We start from the raw sequence: 21,679 nt of genomic DNA, 5'->3' as shown, positions 1-21,679 counted from the left end.
TGAAAGTTATTTAAGTTCCCTCAATTGTTCATCCTCTTGCATTTTGCATCAGCCAATTAAATTTGGCTTGAGCTAATGCTAAATTGTCAAGTACACTGGGATTTACATCTTCCTCTTCTGTATCTCCTTCGTCTATACTTCGTCCGTATTCTAAACGCCTAACAGTACCGCGCATTCGGTCTGAAAGACAGAGGGAAATTCCATAATAAAATCGGGAAGCAAACCCTGTATCTTGTTGGATTTTAGTAACTAGCTGCCGTCTGGGAATAGCTAATACCTGAGTTTCTTCTATCGCTTTGACTGTTGCTAAAGGCGGGCGAGTATCAATGAAAGAAATTTCACCAACAAGTTCGCCGCCTGAGATTCGGGCGAGTTCCTTGTGGCCTTCAGGATCGATTAATACACTCAAAGTACCCTTTAAGACGATGTACAGAGCATCGATTTGTCTGCCTTCGTAGATCAAAGTCGCACCTGGCTGGAGTATTTCCTTTTTGGCTTTTTGGATAATCCAGTCTAGGTCGTCATTGTTTAATTCACCTAAAATAAAAAGCGCTTTTTTCCTGCGGTCGGTCATAGATGTGGCTCCGGATCACTGCTCCTCTACTGGTAAACTCTGTACATTATCTTTTATATCAACCAGAGGGAGTGCGATGCCTGCGATTGGCTATGCCTACGCAACTTTTCCCTGTGAACTGACTTCCTAGTATGCACCTTATTCATATAAGTTTTATGCACAACGCCCGTACACCTCTGAACTGAATAGCTGTTGCACTTGAATTGCCAGAATTTATCAATAATAACACTGGTTTAACCATATTTTGAGCATTTACAAAACTATTGATAACGCTGCTGTCCCGGCGGTTCCTTTCGGGCCAGGACAGCGGTAAGAGTTTGAGGATGGGTAAATCCGATCTTAAATTTTCGCCCCGCGTAAGAATTTGGGGCAGATTTGGTGCTAGACCAATGTGAGGTCGGGGTAGCCAGCTAACATATCGTCAGAGGTCAAGGTGTCGCCGCTGGCTTGAGGTGTCCAGAGAACCTCGACAGTCAGAAGGCGATCGCTTGAGATTCCACCAATCTGACGCAAAGCTTGGCGCAAATCCTCGGAATTTTTGACCGCAGGTAGTTGGAGGGCCCCTTCGGTACCTACCAAAATTGTCACCACGATGTATTCGCCTGGGCCTTGACTCAAGTCAGGCTGACTAACTAATTCCCCATCTTGTTGAGGGAATGGCAAAGATTTGCGATCGCTAGCTTGTCTTAACTGGTTGTTAACATTAGAGAGCGTTTCTTCAGTAAATTTGCTCCTTTCTGCCAGCAACATTTGGTTAAATTTAGCTTCAGCAGCTTCTAACCGAGCTTGCTGAGATTCGGCTCCAGCATAAACCCAATATTCGGGATGGCGCAACAAGGCCAGACTTGCTTCTTGCAGGAGTTCAGCGCGGCCGATGGCTGTACCAGTATCAGCAGTTTCGGCTAATTGGTCGAGCTCTGCTTGTAAATTGCGAGCGTCTGAGAGCAAACCTACTTGTAGGCGACCAACAGAAACGCTGGGGTTGCTCGTGTAGCCAAGTTCGTCTGTTTCCCCTCCAACGCGGCGGAAGCTGGAAACTAGGAAGTTAGCGATCGCAATAAAAATCAAAATCGTAAACAATCCCCCAAACCCGCCTCCGAAGCCAAAGAAAGGAAGCAAGAAGGGAAAACCGAAGCCACCACCGCCGGGATAATAGCCACCGCCGGGATAGTAACCCCCTCCCGGAGAGCTGTAAGTGCGGCTAGGAGACGAATAACTGCGGGACGGAGAACTGAAAGAACCGCCACCGATACGGCCGCCACTACGAGCCGCCATTGCATCGTTAGCCTGACCCAGGGCCAAAACAAGTACCAGCGCGATCGCAAATAAAGGTTTCAAAAGCGGTTTCATGGTTGAAAGCAGTTTTCTGTGCATAAGACCCTTAATATTCAATACTTCTAATTTACCGCTTTGTCTCTCCACTGGGCAGCCAGCTTTCAGGTCTATTCCTAGTGGGATATCCGTACCAAGAAAGCTTTGTGCTTTTTGACCTAATTGGTTCCCCATTTACACTCCACCGGAAAGTTAGCCATAACTCTTGCTACACAACGATTTTCAATGCTTATACAACTTAGGTAAATCACATTAACGATCGTCACGATCTAAAATCTATCAAGTTAAAGACATTAGTATCAATTGCGGCTGGTTTCAGATTTAGTTGATAAACTATAACTTGTACTCACTAATTTTTTTTAGGGCGGGAAAATGGATGTTATCACTCACCTACCTGGGTATCGCATCACTGAACAAATTTATACAGGTCATCGCACTATCGTCTATCGCGGTGTTCGAGAGAGCGATGGTACGAGCGTTGTCATCAAACTATTACGAAATGAATACCCCAATTTCAATGAACTTGTCCAGTTTCGCAATCAATATACGATTGCCAAGAATCTTGATTTCCCCAATATTGTTAAACCTCTGACTTTAGAATCATGCCACAATAGCTATGCCCTCATTATGGAGGATTTTGGTGGGATTTCCCTCTCTACTTATCTCACTATAGCAAATGAAGACCAAAACAATAAATCTTTATCTTTAATAGAATTTCTCCCCCTAGCGCTACAACTAACAGATATTCTTAACTATCTCTATCAAAATCGCGTCATTCACAAAGATATTAAACCCGCTAATATTCTTATTAATCCCGACACCAAACAACTTAAACTAATTGACTTTAGTATTTCTTCCCTATTGCCACGCGAAACCCAAGAAATCCAGAATCCCAATATCTTAGAAGGAACCTTAGCCTATATCTCTCCCGAACAGACAGGACGGATGAATCGAGGCATTGACTATCGCAGTGACTTTTATTCCCTGGGAGTGACTTTTTATGAATTGTTGATAGGACAGTTACCATTTATCTCTCACGAGGCAATGGAATTGGTGCATTGTCATCTCGCCAAACAACCCATACCCCTTCATCAAATTCAGCCAGAAATTCCTCTAGTTTTATCAGCAATAGTCAGTAAGCTGATGGCGAAAAATGCCGAAGATCGCTATCAGAGTGCATTAGGACTAAAACACGATCTAGAGATTTGTTTGTCTCAATTACAAGAAACGGGTGATATTCAGGAATTTGGCTTAGGACAAGGAGATATTACTGACCGCTTTCTCATACCAGAAAAACTCTACGGTAGAGAAACAGAAGTTGCTCAACTATTAGCTGCTTTTGAGCGAGTCGCGAACCCCCCTATTTCTCCCCTTAGTAAGGGGGGAAATAGGGGGGTAGAAATGATGCTAGTAGCGGGATTTTCGGGAATTGGTAAAACCGCTGTAGTTAATGAAGTTCATAAACCTATTGTTAGACAAAGAGGTTATTTCATCAAAGGCAAATATGACCAATTTCAGCGCAACATTCCCTTTTCAGCCTTTGTACAAGCCTTCCGCGATTTAATGGGGCAATTATTATCAGAATCAGATGCTCAATTACAAATATGGGAAACCAAGATTTTAACAGCAGTAGGAGACAACGGACAAGTCTTAACTGATGTAATTCCTGAGTTAGAAAGCATCATTGGTAAACAGCCAGCCGCACCAGAACTATCGGGAAATGCCGCCCAAAATCGCTTCAATCTGCTAATACAGAAATTTGTACAAGTATTTACGCAAGCCGAACATCCTTTAGTAATTTTTTTAGACGATCTACAGTGGGCGGATTCGGCATCATTGAAATTGCTGCAAATGTTGATGCAAGATACAGGACATTTATTGATATTAGGTGCTTATCGAGATAATGAAGTTTCACCTGTGCATCCATTTATCCTAACAGTAGATGAAATAGTTAAAACTGGTGGAACAGTAAATGTAATTACTTTGCCACAGTTAAGCGAAGCGGATATAAATCAGTTAGTAGCAGATACACTGAATTGTGAATTATCCCTGGCGGAACCCTTGACAAAATTAGTCGATCAAAAAACTCAAGGAAATCCTTTTTTTGCTACCCAGTTTCTCAAAGGATTACATAACGATAAACTAATTAACTTTAACCCCGCTCAGTCCTCTACCCCCTTTTCATCCCCCTTTGGGGTACAGGGGGGGTGGCAATGCGATATTGCTCAAGTGAGAGCCTTAGCAATTACTGATGATGTGGTGGAGTTCATGGCCCTGCAATTGCAGAAATTGCCAACAGAAACTCAGGATGTTATTAAACTAGCGGCTTGTATTGGAGCCGAGTTTGATTTGAATACTTTGGTGATTGTTAGTGAAAAATCTGCGGCAATAACGGCTACAGCTTTATGGAAAGCTTTGCAGGAAGAATTGGTTATTCCCACCACTAAAATCTATAAATTCTTTGCCCAATCAGATAGTGAAGAAGTTTTGCTAGCCTCAGCCAATCCTACTTATCGGTTTTTGCATGACCGCGTGCAACAAGCAGCCTACTCGTTAATTCCTGCGGAACATAGAGAAGCAACTCACCTCAAAATTGGACAACTCCTATTAAGAAACTTTGCTATCTCCGAAAGAAACAACCAAATATTTGAAGTTGTAAATCAACTGAACATGGGGATGGGATTAATCTACCAGCAATCTGAGCGATATGAACTCGCCCAGTTAAATTTGCTCGCCGGACAGAAAGCGAAGATATCTACTGCCTATGTTGCTGCCTTAAACTATCTAAATACAGGCATTAAACTGTTGACAACTGATAGCTGGAAAAGTCAATATAACCTATCGCTAGGGTTGTATGGAGAAGCAGCGGAGGCAGCATATCTTAGTAGTAATTTTGGGCAGATGCAAGAGTTAATTGAAGTTGTCTTAGAGCAATCTAAAACTTTATTACACACAATCAATGTGTACAATACAAAAATGCAGGCTTGTATGGCTCAAAATCAGTTGCTAGAAGCCATACAAACAGGACTGCAAGTTTTGCAATTGTTGGGGTTAGAGTTTCCTGAAAATCCACAAGTGTCTGATGTCCAAGCCAAATTAGAAGTAACTCTGTCTGCTTTAGCTGGTAGATCTCCCCTAGACTTAATGATATTGCCAGAAATGAGCGATCCTTTTAAACAGGCAGCCATGCAAATTCTCGGCAGTTTAGCTCCCTGTGCTTATCAGGCAGCACCATTGTTGCTGCCGTTAGTCGTGTCAGAACAGGTTAATTTATCAATTCAATATGGCAATACCGCACTCTCAGCTCCCAGTTACGGCTACTTTGGTCTAATACTTTGTGGCGTTTTGGGAGACATTGAGATAGGCTATCAATTCGGTCAACTCGCTTTAAGCTTGCTCGATAAACTTAATGCTAAAGATATTCAAGCCAGAACGATCTTTGTAGTAAATGCAAATATCCGGCATTGGCGGGAACCACTTCAAAAAACCTTGGAACCATTGCAATCAGCTTATGCAATTGGTCTAGAAACAGGAGATTTAGAATTTGCTGCATTATCTACCTACATCTACGTTTATCATGCCTATCTAGCGGGTAATGAGCTGTCAGTAACGGAACGGGAAATTACTAGCTATAACCAAGCATTAGCTCAAGTCAAACAGGTCAATTCCCTAAATTTTAATCAGATTTTGCATCAAGCCATTTTAAATTTGACTCAGCAGGTCGAACAGCCAACTAAGTTGAGTGGTAATATCTATGACGAGCAAATGATGCTACCACTACACCAACAAGCTAATGATGCAACTGCTATTTTCTATATTTACTTTAATAAACTAATTCTTTGCTACTTGTTCGAGCAGTTTGTGGAAGCAGTTGAGAATGCAGCAGCAGCCGAAGCATACTTAAGAGGCGTGACCGCCAATTTTGTAGTGGGGGTATTTTATTTTTACGATTCCCTCACCCAACTAGCTAGATTAGTAAACGCATCGGCATCTGAAAGCAGCAGCATTATTGAAAAAATTCAATCTAATGTAGAAAAAATACAGAAGTGGGCAGATTCTGCACCTACAAATCATCAACATAAGCTCGATCTGATCTCCGCAGAAAAATATCGCATTTTCGGCAATAAAGCTGAAGCAATTGACTTTTACGATCGCGCTATTGCGGGAGCTAAACAAAATGGATATCTCAATGAAGAAGCGATCGCCAATGAACTTGCAGCCAAATTTTATCTCGATTGGGGTAAAGAAAAAATTGCTCAAGTCTACATGACTGAAGCCTACTACTGTTATGCCCGATGGGGAGCTAAAGCCAAAGTTACCGATCTAGAACAACGTTATCCTCAACTCCTCGTGCCTATTGTTCAACAATCTGGTGGTGCTGAATCCTTGAAAGAAACGATCGCACTGGGAACAATCTCTTCTACCAAAACCTCTAGCAGCATCTCTGAAGTTCTAGATTTGGCAACTCTGCTCAAAGCTTCTCAAGCTATTTCTGGGGAAATTGAACTAGATCGACTCCTAACTACTCTCCTAGAAATAGTCATGACCAATGCTGGGGCAACTAAGTGTATTTTACTACTCAAACAAGAGCTGGATTTAAAATTAGTAGCCCTTGTAGAACAGGGAATATCACCACAACTATTACCATCAATTCCCCTAGAATTAAGCTCTGATGTCGCGATTAGTTTGGTGAATACTGTCAAGCGGACGTTGAAACCTCTGGTTCTGGCGGATGCGGGGATAAATTGTCAGTTTGCTGGTGATAGTTACATTCAAAAACACCAGCCTAAAAGCGTTTTTTGTAGCCCAATTTTGAATCAAGGACTGTTGATAGGAGTTTTATATTTAGAAAATAATCTGACGGTGGGAACCTTTACCAGCAATCGTGTTGAACTACTGAATTTGCTTTGCGCCCAAGCCGCAATTTCTCTGGAAAATGCCCGACTTTATCGAAATTCCCAGAACTATGCACAAGAGTTAACACAATCTGTAGCCAAATTGCAGGCTACTGAAACCCGCTTCCAAAATTTAGCGAATAATATCCCTGGTATGGTGTACCAATTTTGTTTGGGGGCGGATGGTTCAATTTCTACCCCCTACGTTAGTTCTGGTTGTTTGGACTTGTATGAGGTAGAGCCAGAATTGGTGATGACAGGAACTTATAGCCTTTACACCCTGCATCATCCTGATGATAATCTAGCTATTGAAAAAGCGATCGCCTACTCTGCCCAAAATCTCACACCATTCGATCAAGAATGGCGCATTATTCTGCCTTCAGGAACCGTGAAATGGATTCAATCTGCTGCTAAACCAGAGCGACTAGCTGATGGATCTATTCTCTGGGATGGGGTGGTGATTGATATTAGCGATCGCAAACACATTGAAGCCGAACAAACCCGTCTGTTGGCAATTCTAGAAAGCACGCCAGACTTCATTGGCACTGCCGATCCAACTGGTAAAAATCTTTATCTCAACCGAGCTTGGCGGCATTTTTTAGGTTTAGACAATGAGGCGGGAGCGAAGGGTACTGAAATCCACAAATATCACCCAGACTGGGCAACAGAGATAATTGTAAATCAGGGATTGCCCGCAGCTATCCGCTCTGGCATTTGGGTGGGTGAGACAGCGGTTATCGATCGAAATGGACGGGAAATTCCCGTTTCTCAACTTATACTTTCCCACAAATCAATGGATGGGGAGTTAGAGTATTTTTCCACAATTATTAGAGATATTAGCGATCGCAAACAAGCTGAGTCAGCTATCCTACAAAAATCTCAAGAACTCGAACAAGCTATGCAAGCTTTACAACAAGCACAATTGCACATTGTCCAAAGTGAGAAAATGTCAGCATTAGGTAATCTTGTCGCTGGGGTGGCCCATGAGATGAATAATCCTTTGGGGTTTATTTCTGCTAGTCTCAAACAAGCTAAACCTACTCTTACTGAGCTAATCGAACACTTAAGATTGTATCAAGAAATTCTCCCAAGTCCCAATGATAAAATTCTTGACCATGCGGAAGAAATTGACTTAGATTATACCTTAGAAGACTTCCCTAAAGTCATTGATGCAATGGAGATAGCTTGCGATCGCCTCCACAACATCAGCACTTCACTCCGCACTTTCTCTCGGGCCGATCGAGATTATAAAGTGCCATTTAATATCCATGAAGGTCTTGATAGTACAATTTTAATTCTCAAACATCGCCTGAAAGCTAATGACCGTCGTCCGGCTATTGAAGTGGTAACTGAGTATGGAAATTTACCTAAAATTGATTGCTTTCCCGGTCAATTAAATCAGGTATTTATCAATATTCTAGCCAATGCTATTGATGCGTTAGATGAATCAAGTATAGGTCGAACTTTTGAAGAAATTAAGCTCAATCTTAACCAAATTAAAATTAAAACTTCATTGGTAGATAACCAGGTGAAGATTAGTATTGCTGATAACGGTCAGGGAATGACTGAAGTAGTCAAACAAAAGATATTTGACCATTTATTTACCACTAAAGCGGTGGGTAAAGGCACGGGGTTAGGATTAGCGATCGCTCGTCAAATTGTCGTCGAAAAACATAGCGGTTCTATTCAGGTCAACTCTATACTAGGAGAAGGAACAGAATTTATTATCACCTTACCCACTAGGGTCTAACAAAAAAGTTAACTTTCCTGGGATATTTCAGACTCGTCTAACCAATTAGTCACCCCTGTCTTTTGCAAGCACAACATTTATGAATAACTCCCACCAAAACAGCAAAGGGGATACAACCGTTCAAATTCCCAGCTATCAAATTATCGAAACAGTTTATTCAGGAAGCCGCACTTTGGTATATCGGGCTATCCGTAACCATGACCAATTACCTGTCATTATCAAACTGCTGAAAAATGAGTATCCTACCTTCAGCGAACTGGTGCAATTTCGTAATCAGTATACCATTGCTAAAAACCTTTGTCAAGCTGGAATTATCCAAACCTATAGTCTAGAACCCTATCGAAATGGCTATGCGTTAGTGATGGAAGACTTTGGGGGGATTTCTCTTCAGGAATGGGCGATCAAAGAGAAGAACGCACTGTCTTTGAGGGAGCTTTTGGAAATAGCGATCGCACTGTGCAATATCTTAGATATCTTGTATCGCGATCGCGTAATTCACAAAGACATCAAACCCAGCAATATCTTAATTAATCCCGAAACCAAACAAGTCAAATTAATCGACTTTAGTATCGCCTCTTTGCTACCGCGAGAAACCCAAACGCTGATTAATCCTAATGTTTTAGAAGGGACACTTGCTTATATTTCTCCAGAACAAACTGGGAGAATGAATCGCGGCATTGACTATCGGACTGACTTTTATTCTTTGGGTGTCACTTTTTACGAATTACTCACAGGAGACTTACCTTTTCAATCAAACGAGCCGATGGATTTAGTACATTGTCATATTGCCAAAACCGCACCCTTAGTACATGAAATCAACCCACAAATCCCATTTGTAATATCAGAAATTGTTAAAAAATTGATGGCGAAAAATGCCGAAGATAGATATCAAAGTGCATTAGGGCTGAAATACGATCTAGAAAAATGTTTAACTCAACTTCAAGAAAGCGGTCAAATTCAATACTTTGAAATCGCTTGTAGGGATGTATGCGATCGCTTTACCATTCCCGACAAACTTTATGGAAGAGAAACCGAAGTAGAAACTCTATTGCAAGCATTTGAGCGAGTCGCTAACCCTCCTGAATCCCCCCTGCGACCCCCCCCTGAATCCCCCCTTGCTAAGGGAGAACACCCCCCTCAATCCCCCCTTGCTAAGGGGGGACATAGGGGGGTAGAAATGATGTTGATAGCAGGTTTTTCGGGAATTGGAAAAACTGCGGTTGTCAATGAAATTCATAAACCAATTGTGCGTCAGCGCGGTTACTTCATTAAAGGGAAATATGACCAATTCCAACGTAATATTCCTTTCAGTGCTTTTGTGCAAGCCTTTCGAGATTTAATGGGGCAATTGTTAACTGAAAGCGAATCTCAAATCCAGCAATGGCAAAGTAAAATATTAGCAGCAGTTGGGGAAAACGGACAAGTAATTATTGATGTCATTCCCGAATTAGAAAGAATCATCGGTCAACAACCAGCGCCACCCCAATTATCAGGAACAGCAGCGCAAAATCGATTTAATTTATTGTTCCAAAAATTCACCCAAGTTTTTACAACAGCCCAACATCCATTAGTAATATTTTTAGACGATCTACAGTGGGCAGATTCAGCATCGCTGAAGTTAATGCAGCTTTTAATGGCTGATACAGGTTATCTTTTCTTAATAGGTGCATATCGTGATAATGAAGTCAACTCGACACATCCATTAATGCTGGCTTTGAGCGAAATTCAAAAAGCACAAGCAATAATTAATACGATTACTTTACTACCATTAAGTCAAGAACAAGTAAATCAATTAGTTGCTGACACGCTTAAATCTACGGAAAGTTGGGCAGGTACTCTTTCTCAATTGGTCTATCAAAAAACTCAAGGTAATCCGTTTTTTGCAACACAGTTTCTCAAGGCATTACATCAAGATAATCTGATTAAATTTGACTTTGGGTCAGGCCGTTGGCAATGTGACATTACACAAGTAAATCAGCTTGCGGTGACAAATGAAGTTGTTACCTTTATGGCATTACAATTAGGAAAACTACCGGACTCAACTCAACAGGTGTTGCAGTTAGCTGCTTGTATTGGCAATCAGTTCGATCTAGTAACATTGGCAATTGTTTCGGAACAATCCCAAGTTGAGACTGCTGCTGTTTTGTGGAAAGCATTACAAGAAGGGTTGATTTTACCAGTTGGTGATGTTTATAAGTTTTATGTCGGGCAAGAAAGTCAAATAGTTACTAAAGAAAATCATCAGGTTGTTACATACAAATTTTTACACGATCGCGTCCAACAAGCTGCCTATTCTCTGATTCCGAACGAGCGCAAGCAAGCAACACATCTACAGATCGGTCAACTACTTTTAAGAAATACTGTTTTGGCAGAGCGTGAGGAAATCTTATTCGAGATTGTCAATCAACTAAATCGGGGTCGATACTTATTAAACGATCCAGAAGAACAGGAAAGATTGAGCCACTTAAACTTATTGGCAGGACGAAAAGCTAAAACTTCTACGGCATATACTGCTGCTTGTGAGTATATAACAACTGGCATGGAACTATTAAGAGAAAACTGTTGGCATATTCAATATGAATTATGCTTTGCGCTCCACAAAGAACGGGTGGAAGTTGAATATTTGAATGGCAATATTGAAGCCTCAAAAATGTGGATCGATCGCACTCTTGAACAGACAAGAACTCCCCTAGAAAAGGCAGAGATTTACAACTTGGCAATTATTCAATATACCCTACGAGCTGAGTATCCAGAAGCTATTGCTGCGGGGATTAAAGCTTTATCCTTGTTCGGTATTGATATTAACGATGAGGATTTTGAGGTGGTACGCGATCGCGAAATTGCGACTGCTCAAGCCATCTTAGAAAGCCGAGGGATTGCTGCTCTCAGCGATTTACCTATGATGACCGATCCTGAGAAAAAAATGGCTACAAAGTTAGCTATTGCTATGGGCCCGCCCACCTATCGATCGCATCAGCGTCTGTGGTCAGTCATTTGTGCCAAGGCTGTTAATTTGTGTTTGCAGTATGGTAATACGCCTGAAATAGGCTATATTTACCCAGCCTACGGTGGCCTACGTGGTTATGCTTTAAATAACTATCAAAATACAGGTGAGTTAATCGATTTAACGCTGCAATTAATGCCCAAGTTTAATAATAGTTCGGCTGAAAGTGTAGCCTATTTAATGATTGGTAGTTCTCTCCGCCATTGGTCTCACCCTCTTAAGGTAGCCAGCCAAGATTACCAAAATTCTTATCAAATTGGTTTGGAATCCAGCAATTTACAATATGCGGCTTATGCTTTTGGACACAATATGTACTGTCGTTTTTATCAGGGAGTAGAACTGAAGCAATTAGAGGCAGAAATTAATCAATCGCTGGCTTTTAGCCAACAGCAAAAAAATCAATGGGCTATAGATTTACTAACTGGCGGTCAAATGCTTGTAGCCAACTTGAGAGGAACAATAACTTGGTCGGAAACTAGAGAAGATGAGTATCTTGAACGCTGCCGAAAACATAAAAACTGGCAAGTTATCTGTATTTATACTATTCTGAAAAGCCAAATACTCTACCTCTGCGATCGCCCAGAGTCAGCTTTAGAATCTGCGGAAAAAGCTGAAGCTGAGATTGTTAATGTTGCTCCCCAAGGCTTACTTCCCTATGCCAGACATCGCTTTATCTATGCTCTATTGTTATGCCAAAGTTACGAGCGAATACCACAGGCAGAACAATCTGCTATGTGGCAAAAGTTGATAGAATATAAACAGCAATTAGCTGTTTGGGCGCAAAACTGCTCGGAGAATTTTAGCGCTGCATCCGAGCTAATTTCAGCAGAAATGGCGCGTATTTCTGGAGATAAATTATTGGCAATTGAACTGTACGATCGCGCGATCGCAGCCGCCAGTCAAAACGCCTTGATACCAGAAGAAGCTCTTGCCAACGAACTAGCCGCTAAATTTTATTGGGAATGGAACAAAGAAAAAGTAGCTCAAGCCTACATGATTGAGGCATATTATTGTTATTCCCGATGGGGAGCAAAAACTAAAATAGAGGATCTAGAAAAACGCTATTCTAAATTACTCAGTCCGATTAAAAATGAAGCTAGATATTCTTTTAATGATACTATTACGCGGGGAGAAATCAGTTTCAACCGCTCTTCTAGTACCGTCTCGGAAGCTCTAGATTTGGCTACTATGCTGAAAGCTTCTCAAGCTATTTCTGGGGAAATTGAACTGGATAAACTTTTAGCTATTTTACTAAAAATAGCGAGCGTGAATGCTGGTGCAACTAAGTGTGTATTGCTGCTTAAACAAGAGATTGAGTTACGGCTAGCAGCTCTTATGGAAGAGGGACAAGAACCACAGATATTATCATCAATGCCTTTAGCATTAAGTCAGGATGTGGCGCTTAGTTTGGTGAATGCTGTCAAGCATAGTTTGGAAGCGAGGGTAGTTGTTGATGCTAGGCTAAATCCTCAGTTCGCAGGCGATCCTTATATTGAACAGTACCAGCCTAAAAGTATTCTTTGTAGTCCAATTATTAATCAAGGACTATTGATTGGCATTTTATATTTAGAAAATAATCTGACCGTTGGAGCGTTTACAAGCGATCGCGTCGAACTACTCAATTTACTCTGCACTCAAGCCGCAATTTCCTTGGAAAATGCCCGACTTTATGAGCGATCGCAACAAGCTCTAACTGAACTGCGTGCCAGCGAAGCCCGCTTTCAGAAGCTGACGGAGAATTTGCCTGGGCTAATTTATCAGATCCGCCTCGCTCCCGATGGTTCTGTTTCAATTCCCTACGTTAGTCCAGGCTGTGCCGATCTCTATGAAGTGCCACCAGAAGAGTTCTTGACAGGAATCAAAGACTTTCGGATGTTGGAGCATCCCGACGATCGCGCAGCCATGACCCAGGCGTTCGTCCATTCTGCCCAGAGTCTCATGCCATTTGAGCAGGAATGGCGGATTATTACGACCTCTGGCACTGTGAAATGGGTGCAGGCAGCATCACGACCAGAACGGCAAGCCGACGGTTCGATTATCTGGGATGGCGTGATGATCGATATTAGCGATCGCAAACTTGCCGAGAAATCTCTCCGACTCACTCAGTTTGCGATCGATCGTTCCAGCGTCCCCGTCTGGTGGGTTAAACCGAGCGGACAGGTTGCTTATGTTAATGATGCCGCCTGCCGCGATCTCGGCTATTCCCGAACCGAGATTTTACAAAAATGCGTTGGAGACTTTAACCCAGATCTTTCATCAGAGGTTTGGGAAAAACATTGGGATGAGCTTAAGGAGCAGGGTTCATTTATCTTTGAGACTTACAATTTCAACAAATCAGGACATCGTTATCCGGTGGAAGTAACGGTTAATTACCTTGAACTGGACGGCGAAGAATATAACTGTGCGTTTGTGAAAAATATTAGCGATCGCAAACTTGCGGAACTTGCCTTGCAGCAAAAATCACTCTTATTAGAACAGGCGTTATACAACTTACAAAACGCCCAATTACAGATCGTACAAAGTGAAAAAATGTCCGCACTGGGTAACTTAGTTGCTGGTGTTGCTCATGAAATGAATAATCCTTTGGGTTTTATTTCTGCAAGTCTCGAACAAGCAAAACCTACTGTTACCGAACTGATTGCACACTTAAAACTCTATCAAGCAAGTCTCCCCAATCCGAATGATGAAATTCTTGACCATGCTGAAGAAATTGACTTGGAATATACTTTAGAAGACTTACCAAAAATTATTAATTCCATGGAGATTGCCTGCGAACGGCTGAAAAACATCAGCACTTCCCTCCGCACTTTCTCCCGTGCCGACCGCGATTATAAAGTACCATTTAATATCCATGAAGGTATTGATAGTACAATTTTAATTCTCAAACATCGTCTGAAAGCGAATGACCGCCGTCCCGCCATTGAAGTAATAGCTGATTATGGAAAGTTACCGAAAATAGACTGCTTTCCTGGTCAATTAAATCAGGTATTTATGAATATCATGGCGAATGCTATTGACGCTTTAGATGAATCCAACATTGGTCGCAGTCTTGCTGATATTAAAGCCAATCCCAACAGCATTAAAATTACCACTTCCATACAAGATAAGGCAGTTAAAATTTCTATTGCTGATAATGGCACGGGGATGGATGAATCAGTCAAAGCAAAGATATTTGACCATTTATTTACCACGAAAGCCGTTGGTAAAGGGACGGGATTAGGATTAGCGATCGCGCGGCAAATAATTGAAGAAAAACATCATGGTTCCATTCAGGTCAACTCAACACTGGGACGAGGAACAGAATTTATCATCTCCTTACCAACTAAAGCAGAAAAAACAAGTTAACTTTCTGTCAGGTTTTAGACTCATTTCATCAATTACTCACCCATCAATTCTCAAACCACAAGAGATATGAATAACTTCCACAAAAACAGTAATACTCTGACAACCATTCAAATTCCCAATTATCAAGTTATTGAAACAGTTTATTCAGGAAGTCGCACCTTAGTATATCGGGGAATCCGTACCCATGACCAATTACCTGTCATCATCAAACTGCTGAAAAATGACTATCCCAGCTTCAGCGAACTGGTACAGTTTCGCAATCAGTATACCATTACTAAAAATCTCAACTCACCTCCGATCGTCCAAACTTATAGCCTGGAACAGTATCAAAATGGCTATGCGTTGGTAATGGAAGATTTTGGGGGTATTTCTCTTCATGAATGGGCGATTAAAGGGAAAAACACCCTCTCATTAACAGAGTTTTTACAGATAGCGATCGCACTGTGCAATGCCTTAGATATTCTCTATCAAGAGCGCATCATTCATAAAGACATTAAACCCAGCAATATCTTAATTAATTCCGTAACTAAACAAGTCAAATTAATTGATTTTAGTATCGCATCTTTACTACCCAGAGAAACTCAAGAAATTCAAAACCCCAATGTATTAGAAGGTACTCTCGCTTATCTTTCCCCAGAACAGACGGGACGGATGAACCGAGGTATTGATTACCGCAGCGATTTCTATTCGCTGGGAGTGACATTCTACGAACTGTTAACCGGACAACTGCCGTTTCCAACTAACGATCCGATGGAGTTGGTACATTGTCATATTGCCAAACAGCCTCCCTCCGCCTGCGATCTCAGGAGTGACATCCCCCTGATGTTAGGTGAAATCATCCGCAAACTGATGGCAAAGAATGCGGAAGATCGCTATCAAAGTGCGATCGGGCTAAAGCATGACTTGCTCAAATGCCAGCAGGAGTCGCAAGCTACAGGTAACTATACTTGGTTTGAGCTAGGAGAGCGAGATTTTAGCGATCGCTTCGCAATTCCCGAAAAACTCTACGGACGGGAACGGGAAGTGCAAACGCTACTGGAAACCTTTGGCAGAGTTGCCAACGGAGCCTTTGAGCTAATGTTGGTTGCTGGTTTTTCCGGCATTGGCAAAACCGCCGTCATCAACGAAATTCATAAGCCCATCGTGCGTTGGAATGGCTACTTTATCAAAGGTAAATACGATCAGTTCAACCGTAATATTCCCTTTTCTGCTTTCGTGCAAGCCTTTCGAGATTTAATGGGGCAACTGCTTAGTGAAAGCGACGAGCAACTGCAAGCGTGGAAAAATAAGATTTTATTGGCGTTAGGTCAAAACGGGCAAGTCCTGATTGAGGTGATTCCAGAACTCGAACAGATTATCGGCAAACAACCGCCCGTACCAGAACTCTCAAGCAGTGCAGCCCAGAATCGCTTCAACTTGCTGTTCCAGAAATTTATTGGCTTATTCGCTACCTCAGAGCATCCGCTGACGATCTTCCTCGACGACTTGCAGTGGGCAGATTCAGCTTCGCTCAGTTCGATCGAGTTGCTGATGAGTGAGGGCGATCGCGGTTATTTATTCATTATTGGAGCCTATCGCGATAACGAAGTCTTTCCAGCCCATTCCCTCATGTTGACTTTGGAAGAGATTAAAAAAACTGGAGCCAAGATCGATACTCTCACGCTAGAACCCTTGAGTCGATCGGATATCAATTATCTGATTGCTGATACTTTAAGTTGTGCGATCGAACTAGCACTGCCGCTAGCAGAATTGGTCTATCAAAAAGCTAAAGGCAATCCCTTTTTTACCACCCAATTTCTCAAATCCTTACATGAGGAAGACTACATTACCTTTAATTCGCAAGTGGGATACTGGCAGTGCGACATGGCAATAGTGAAATCTATCTCACTCACGGAGAATGTCGTAGAATTCATGGCGCGGCAACTTTTGAAATTGCCCCTAGAAACTCAAAATATTTTGAAATTAGCCGCTTGTATCGGTAACTCTTTTGATTTAAAAACTCTCGCGATTATCCATGAAAAATATCAAACAGAGACGGCAGCAGATTTGTGGAAAGCACTGCAAGAAGGCTTGATTTTACCGATTACAGAAGTGTACAAGTTTTTCCAGCCCGGAGAAACGACTCAAGATCGAGTTATAGAGTTACCTTCGGTTTCTTATCGTTTTCTGCACGATCGCGTTCAACAAGCAGCTTATGCGCTAATTCTAGATGACCAAAAACAGACCGCTCACCTAAAAATTGGGCAACTGCTGCTAAAAAATAGACCGAACGCAGAATTAGATGCAAACTTGTTTGAAATTGTCAATCAATTTAATATTGGCAAATCCTTAATTATCGAACCATCACAACAAATACAACTCGCCGAACTCAATTTGCAAGCAGCACAAAAAGCCAGAGCTGCCACAGCTTATGCAGCCTCGTATCAGTATGCCACTACAGGTATTAGCTTGCTAAAATTTCCCAACATTGAAGAGAACTCAGGCTGGCAAACACGCTACAAACTCACCCTAGAACTGCATGAATTAGCAGCGGAAACCGCTTACCTCAAGGGTGATTTTACTGGAATGGAACAATGGGCAGACATCGTTCTCAAACAAGCAAAAACTGCTGTTGACAAAATGAAAGTCTATGGTGCCAAAATCCAGGCTTATATGGCACAAATTAAAAAGCTAGAAGCCGTCAAAATTGGATTAGAAGCCCTAGAATTGTTGGGAGTGAGCTTACCTGAATCCGCCGATCCATCAAACATTCAGCAAGCACTCACTCAAACAGCAACCAAACTAGAGGGTAAGAAAATCGAGGATTTGCTCGACCTACAATTAATGACAGATGTCGAGAAGCTAGCAACGGCCAGGATGTTAACAATTATGTTTACTCCTACCTATCAAGCTGCACCTACATTGTTACCGTTAGTTGTATGTGAATTGATGAATTTATTGCTCGACTATGGCAATTCACCCTTCTCTAGTTCTGGTTTAGCTTTTTACGGTCTGCTATTAAATGCAGTGTTTCAGGATATTGAGTCGGGCTATCAATTTGGCAGGTTAGCTCTCGGTCTAGCGAAACAATTCAATGCTCCAGATATCAAAGCATTTGTATTCCATTTGGTAGGAGCGTGTGCAATTTATGGCAAAGCTCATATTAGAGAAACATTACCAATTCTTTGGGAAGGTTACGAAAGCGGACTGGAAGGTGGCAATTTTGAACAGGCTGGCTACGCGGCGATGATTAAATGCGAACACGCCTATTTTATGGGAGAAGAACTAGGTGTATTAGCACAAGAAATGGCACGCATTAATGATGCTCTAACTAGGCTCGAACAAAAAATTTCTTTAGGTTGGCATAAAATCACACAACAGTCAGTTTCAAATTTGTTGAATATATTAGAAAATCCATGCAGTTTCTCAGGGGAATTTTATAACGAGGAAATATCTTTGCTACGGCATCAGGAAGCGAACGATAGAGTGGGAATTGGTTATTATTTTATCAATAAAATGGGCAGTTGTTATTTATTTGGAGATTTTCAACAAGCCAAAGAAAATGCTCTACACGCCGAACAATATTTAGATAGTTTGCAAGGAAGTTTTTCAGTTTTAGTATTTTATTTTTATGATTCTTTGACGCACTTATCAATCTATCCATCTGTGTCAAATGCTCAACAAGAAAACTTTTTAAATCGAGTAGAAAACAACCAGGAAAAGCTGAAGAAGTGGGCAGACTATGCGCCGATGAATTTCTCTCACAAATTTCTTTTAGTAGAGGCACAAAAAGAGCAAGTGCTAGGAAACAAAGCTGAAGCAATTAACTATTACGATCGCGCGATCGCCGAAGCCAAAGCCAACGGCTACATCCAAGAAGAAGCTTTAGCCAATGAACTCGCTGGCAAGTTTTACCTGGACTGGGACAAACAGCGGATTGCTAGAGAATACTTAATTGAAGCTTACTACGGCTATACCCGATGGGGTGCTAAAGCTAAGGTTGCCGATCTGGAAACTCGCTACTCACAACTGCTGGCACCCATCCTTCAGCAGAAGCGATCCAGTCTCTCGGTTAATGAAACTGTCTTTGCAACGGCAAAGATAACTTCTACCAGTTCGTCTAGCAGCATCTCTGATTCTCTCGATTTAGCTACCATTCTCAAAACTTCTCAAACTATCTCAGGTGAAATCGAACTGGAAAAACTACTTTCATCATTGCTTTCGATCGTAATTGAAAATGCGGGGGCTGATAAGTGCGTGTTAATGCTTTCAGAATCAGGTAATTTACTGATTCGGGGATTAGCAAAACTAGGGCTAAATAACAATGAAAATTCCCAAGTTGATTGTTTTATAAAATTGACAGATCGACAGCCATTTGAAGAGTCGATCGATATACCAATTGGGTTAATTAATACTGTTAAACGCCGTTTAAAACCCGTGGTGATTTCTGATGCTACAGCACATCCGCAGTTAATTAATGACTCCTATATTCAGCAACAAAAACCCAAGAGTATCTTGTGTATTCCGATTTTACATCAAGGAAAGTTGTTGGGGGTGTTGTATCTGGAAAATAATTTAGCAACGGGGGCATTTACTGACGATCGCGTGCAACTCCTCAACCTACTTTGTGCTCAAGCGGCCATTTCTCTAGAAAATGCGGGACTGTACGAGCGATCGCAGCAATATTCCCAACAGCTAGAACAAGCTTTAAATGAATTACAGCAAACCCAATTGCAAATGATTCAAAGCGAAAAAATGTCTGCATTGGGCAACTTAGTTGCTGGTGTTGCTCATGAAATTAATAACCCAGTCGGCTTTATTTCCGGCAATTTGAATGAAGCTAAATCCACATTTAAAGATTTAGTGGAGCATCTCAACCTCTATCGCGATCGCGCCCTAGAAAGAGAGATTGCCGACCATGCCGAAGATATCGATTTAGACTATATCATCGAAGATTTCCCCAAAATCATCAACTCGATGCAACTGGGATGCGATCGCATCAAAAGTATCAGCACTTCACTCCGAACCTTTTCTCGGGCTGACAAAGACTACAAAGTGCCTTTCAATATCCACGAGGGTATCGACAGCACGATCTTAATCCTCAAATATCGATTGAAAGCGAACGATGAGCGACCCGCTATTGAAGTAGTCAAAGACTATGGGAATATTCCGGAGATCGAAGGTTTCCCCGGTCAATTAAATCAGGTGTTTATTAACATTCTTGCCAATGCGATCGATGCCTTAGAAGAATCAAATATTGGGCGGAATTTTGCAGAAATTAAGGCTAATCCTAATCGAATTAAAATCATCACTTCCTGGGAAAATCAACAGGTAAAAATTACGATTACTGATAATGGTCAAGGGATGACTGAAGAAGTTAAAACCAAAATCTTTGACCATTTATTTACGACAAAAGCTGTCGGGAAAGGGACGGGATTGGGATTGGCGATCGCTCATCAAATTGTTACCGAAAAACATAGCGGTTCTATTCACGTCAACTCGACACCAGGCCAAAGAACAGAATTTATCATTACCTTACCCACTCCGACCTAAAAAAAAGTTAACTTTTCACTCTTCTTTAGACTCATTTAACCAATTACTCACCGCTCAATTCTAAAACAACAACAGCCATGAATAACTCCGACAAAAAAGACAACACAAACACAATCGCTCAAATTCCCAACTATCAAAGCCTCGAAACAATTTATTCAGGAAGTCGTACTTTAGTATATCGAGCTATCCGTACCAGCGATCGATTACCTGCGATCATCAAACTTCTGAAAAATGACTATCCCACCTTCAGCGAACTGGTACAGTTTCGCAATCAATACACCATTGCTAAAAATCTCAACTCACCTCTGATCGTACAAACCTATTGTCTGGAACAGTATCAAAATGGCTATGCGTTGGTAATGGAAGACTTTGGGGGTATTTCTCTTCATGAATGGGCCCAGAAAGGGAAAAACACCCTCTCATTAACAGAGTTTTTACACATAGCGATCGCACTGTGCAATGCCTTAGATATATTGTATCGCGAGCGCATCATTCACAAAGACATCAAACCCAGCAATATCTTAATTAATTCTGTAACCAAACAAATTAAATTAATCGACTTTAGTATCGCTTCCTTGCTACCACGAGAAACACAAACTTTGATAAATCCCAATGGATTAGAAGGGACACTCGCTTATATTTCCCCGGAACAAACCGGGAGAATGAATCGGGGGATTGACTATCGAAGTGATTTTTATTCTTTGGGAGTAACTTTCTACGAATTACTGGCAGGAAAGTTACCTTTTGAATCCAAAGATCCCATGGAGTTAGTCCATTGTCATATTGCCAAAAATCCACCGAATTTAAGTGAAATAAAGGGGAGAAAAATTCCGCAAGTTTTGTGTGATATCGTGATGAAACTGATGGCAAAAAATGCAGAATCCAGATATCAAAGTGCCTTGGGAATGAAATTTGATTTAGAAAAATGTTTAGATCAGCGACAAGTTTCTGGTGAAATTCAGAGTTTTGAAATTGGGGAACGGGATGTATGCGATCGCTTTATTATCCCCGACAAACTCTATGGCAGAGAAACCGAAGCAGAAACTTTACTGCAAGCATTTGAGCGAGTCAGTCTTGGTGCAACAGAAATGATGCTGGTAGCAGGTTTTTCGGGTATTGGGAAAACCGCCGTTGTCAACGAAGTTCATAAACCAATTGTTCGGCAACGCGGTTATTTTATCAAAGGAAAATTTGACCAATTTCAACGCAATATTCCCTTCAGTGCATTTGTACAAGCATTTCGGGAT

The 21,679-nt window shown here is 41.5% G+C and carries 6 protein-coding genes; 4 read left to right on the top strand and 2 right to left on the bottom strand.

Annotated elements, in window-relative coordinates; all coding sequences use genetic code 11:
* Nucleotides 1-28: 28 nt before the first annotated feature.
* Nucleotides 29-574, bottom strand: a complete 546-nt coding sequence (locus tag PN499_RS29455; RefSeq protein WP_272037222.1) for a cyclic nucleotide-binding domain-containing protein — start codon at nt 572-574, stop codon at nt 29-31.
* 381 nt (nt 575-955) lie between these two features.
* A complete protein-coding gene (locus PN499_RS29450) occupies nt 956-1,948 on the bottom strand; it encodes a DUF1517 domain-containing protein (protein ID WP_272037249.1) in 993 nt (330 codons plus the stop codon).
* 330 nt (nt 1,949-2,278) lie between these two features.
* Between PN499_RS29450 and PN499_RS29445 the strand changes: the two genes are divergently transcribed.
* From PN499_RS29445 to PN499_RS29430, 4 genes are all read left to right on the top strand, one after another.
* A complete protein-coding gene (locus tag PN499_RS29445; RefSeq protein ID WP_272037220.1) occupies nt 2,279-8,551 on the top strand; it encodes an ATP-binding sensor histidine kinase in 6,273 nt (2,090 codons plus the stop codon).
* A 79-nt stretch (nt 8,552-8,630) separates the two neighbouring features.
* Nucleotides 8,631-14,900 carry a trifunctional serine/threonine-protein kinase/ATP-binding protein/sensor histidine kinase gene (locus PN499_RS29440; protein ID WP_272037218.1) on the top strand — a complete coding sequence of 2,090 codons (6,270 nt, stop codon included), beginning with the start codon at nt 8,631-8,633 and terminating at the stop codon, nt 14,898-14,900.
* A 66-nt stretch (nt 14,901-14,966) separates the two neighbouring features.
* Nucleotides 14,967-20,432 (top strand): ATP-binding sensor histidine kinase, encoded by a 5,466-nt coding sequence (locus PN499_RS29435; RefSeq protein WP_272037216.1) that lies wholly within the window; start codon nt 14,967-14,969, stop codon nt 20,430-20,432.
* 77 nt (nt 20,433-20,509) lie between these two features.
* Nucleotides 20,510-21,679 (top strand): serine/threonine-protein kinase (locus tag PN499_RS29430; RefSeq protein WP_272037214.1); only part of this gene is annotated, 1,170 nt, incomplete at its 3' end.

Origin of the sequence: Kamptonema animale CS-326, assembly GCF_028330895.1 — a bacterium.
Classification (GTDB): Bacteria; Cyanobacteriota; Cyanobacteriia; order Cyanobacteriales; family Microcoleaceae; genus Kamptonema; species Kamptonema formosum.
The sequence above is the reverse complement of the archived record's forward strand: the minus strand, read 5'-3'. Positions and strand labels throughout refer to the sequence as shown.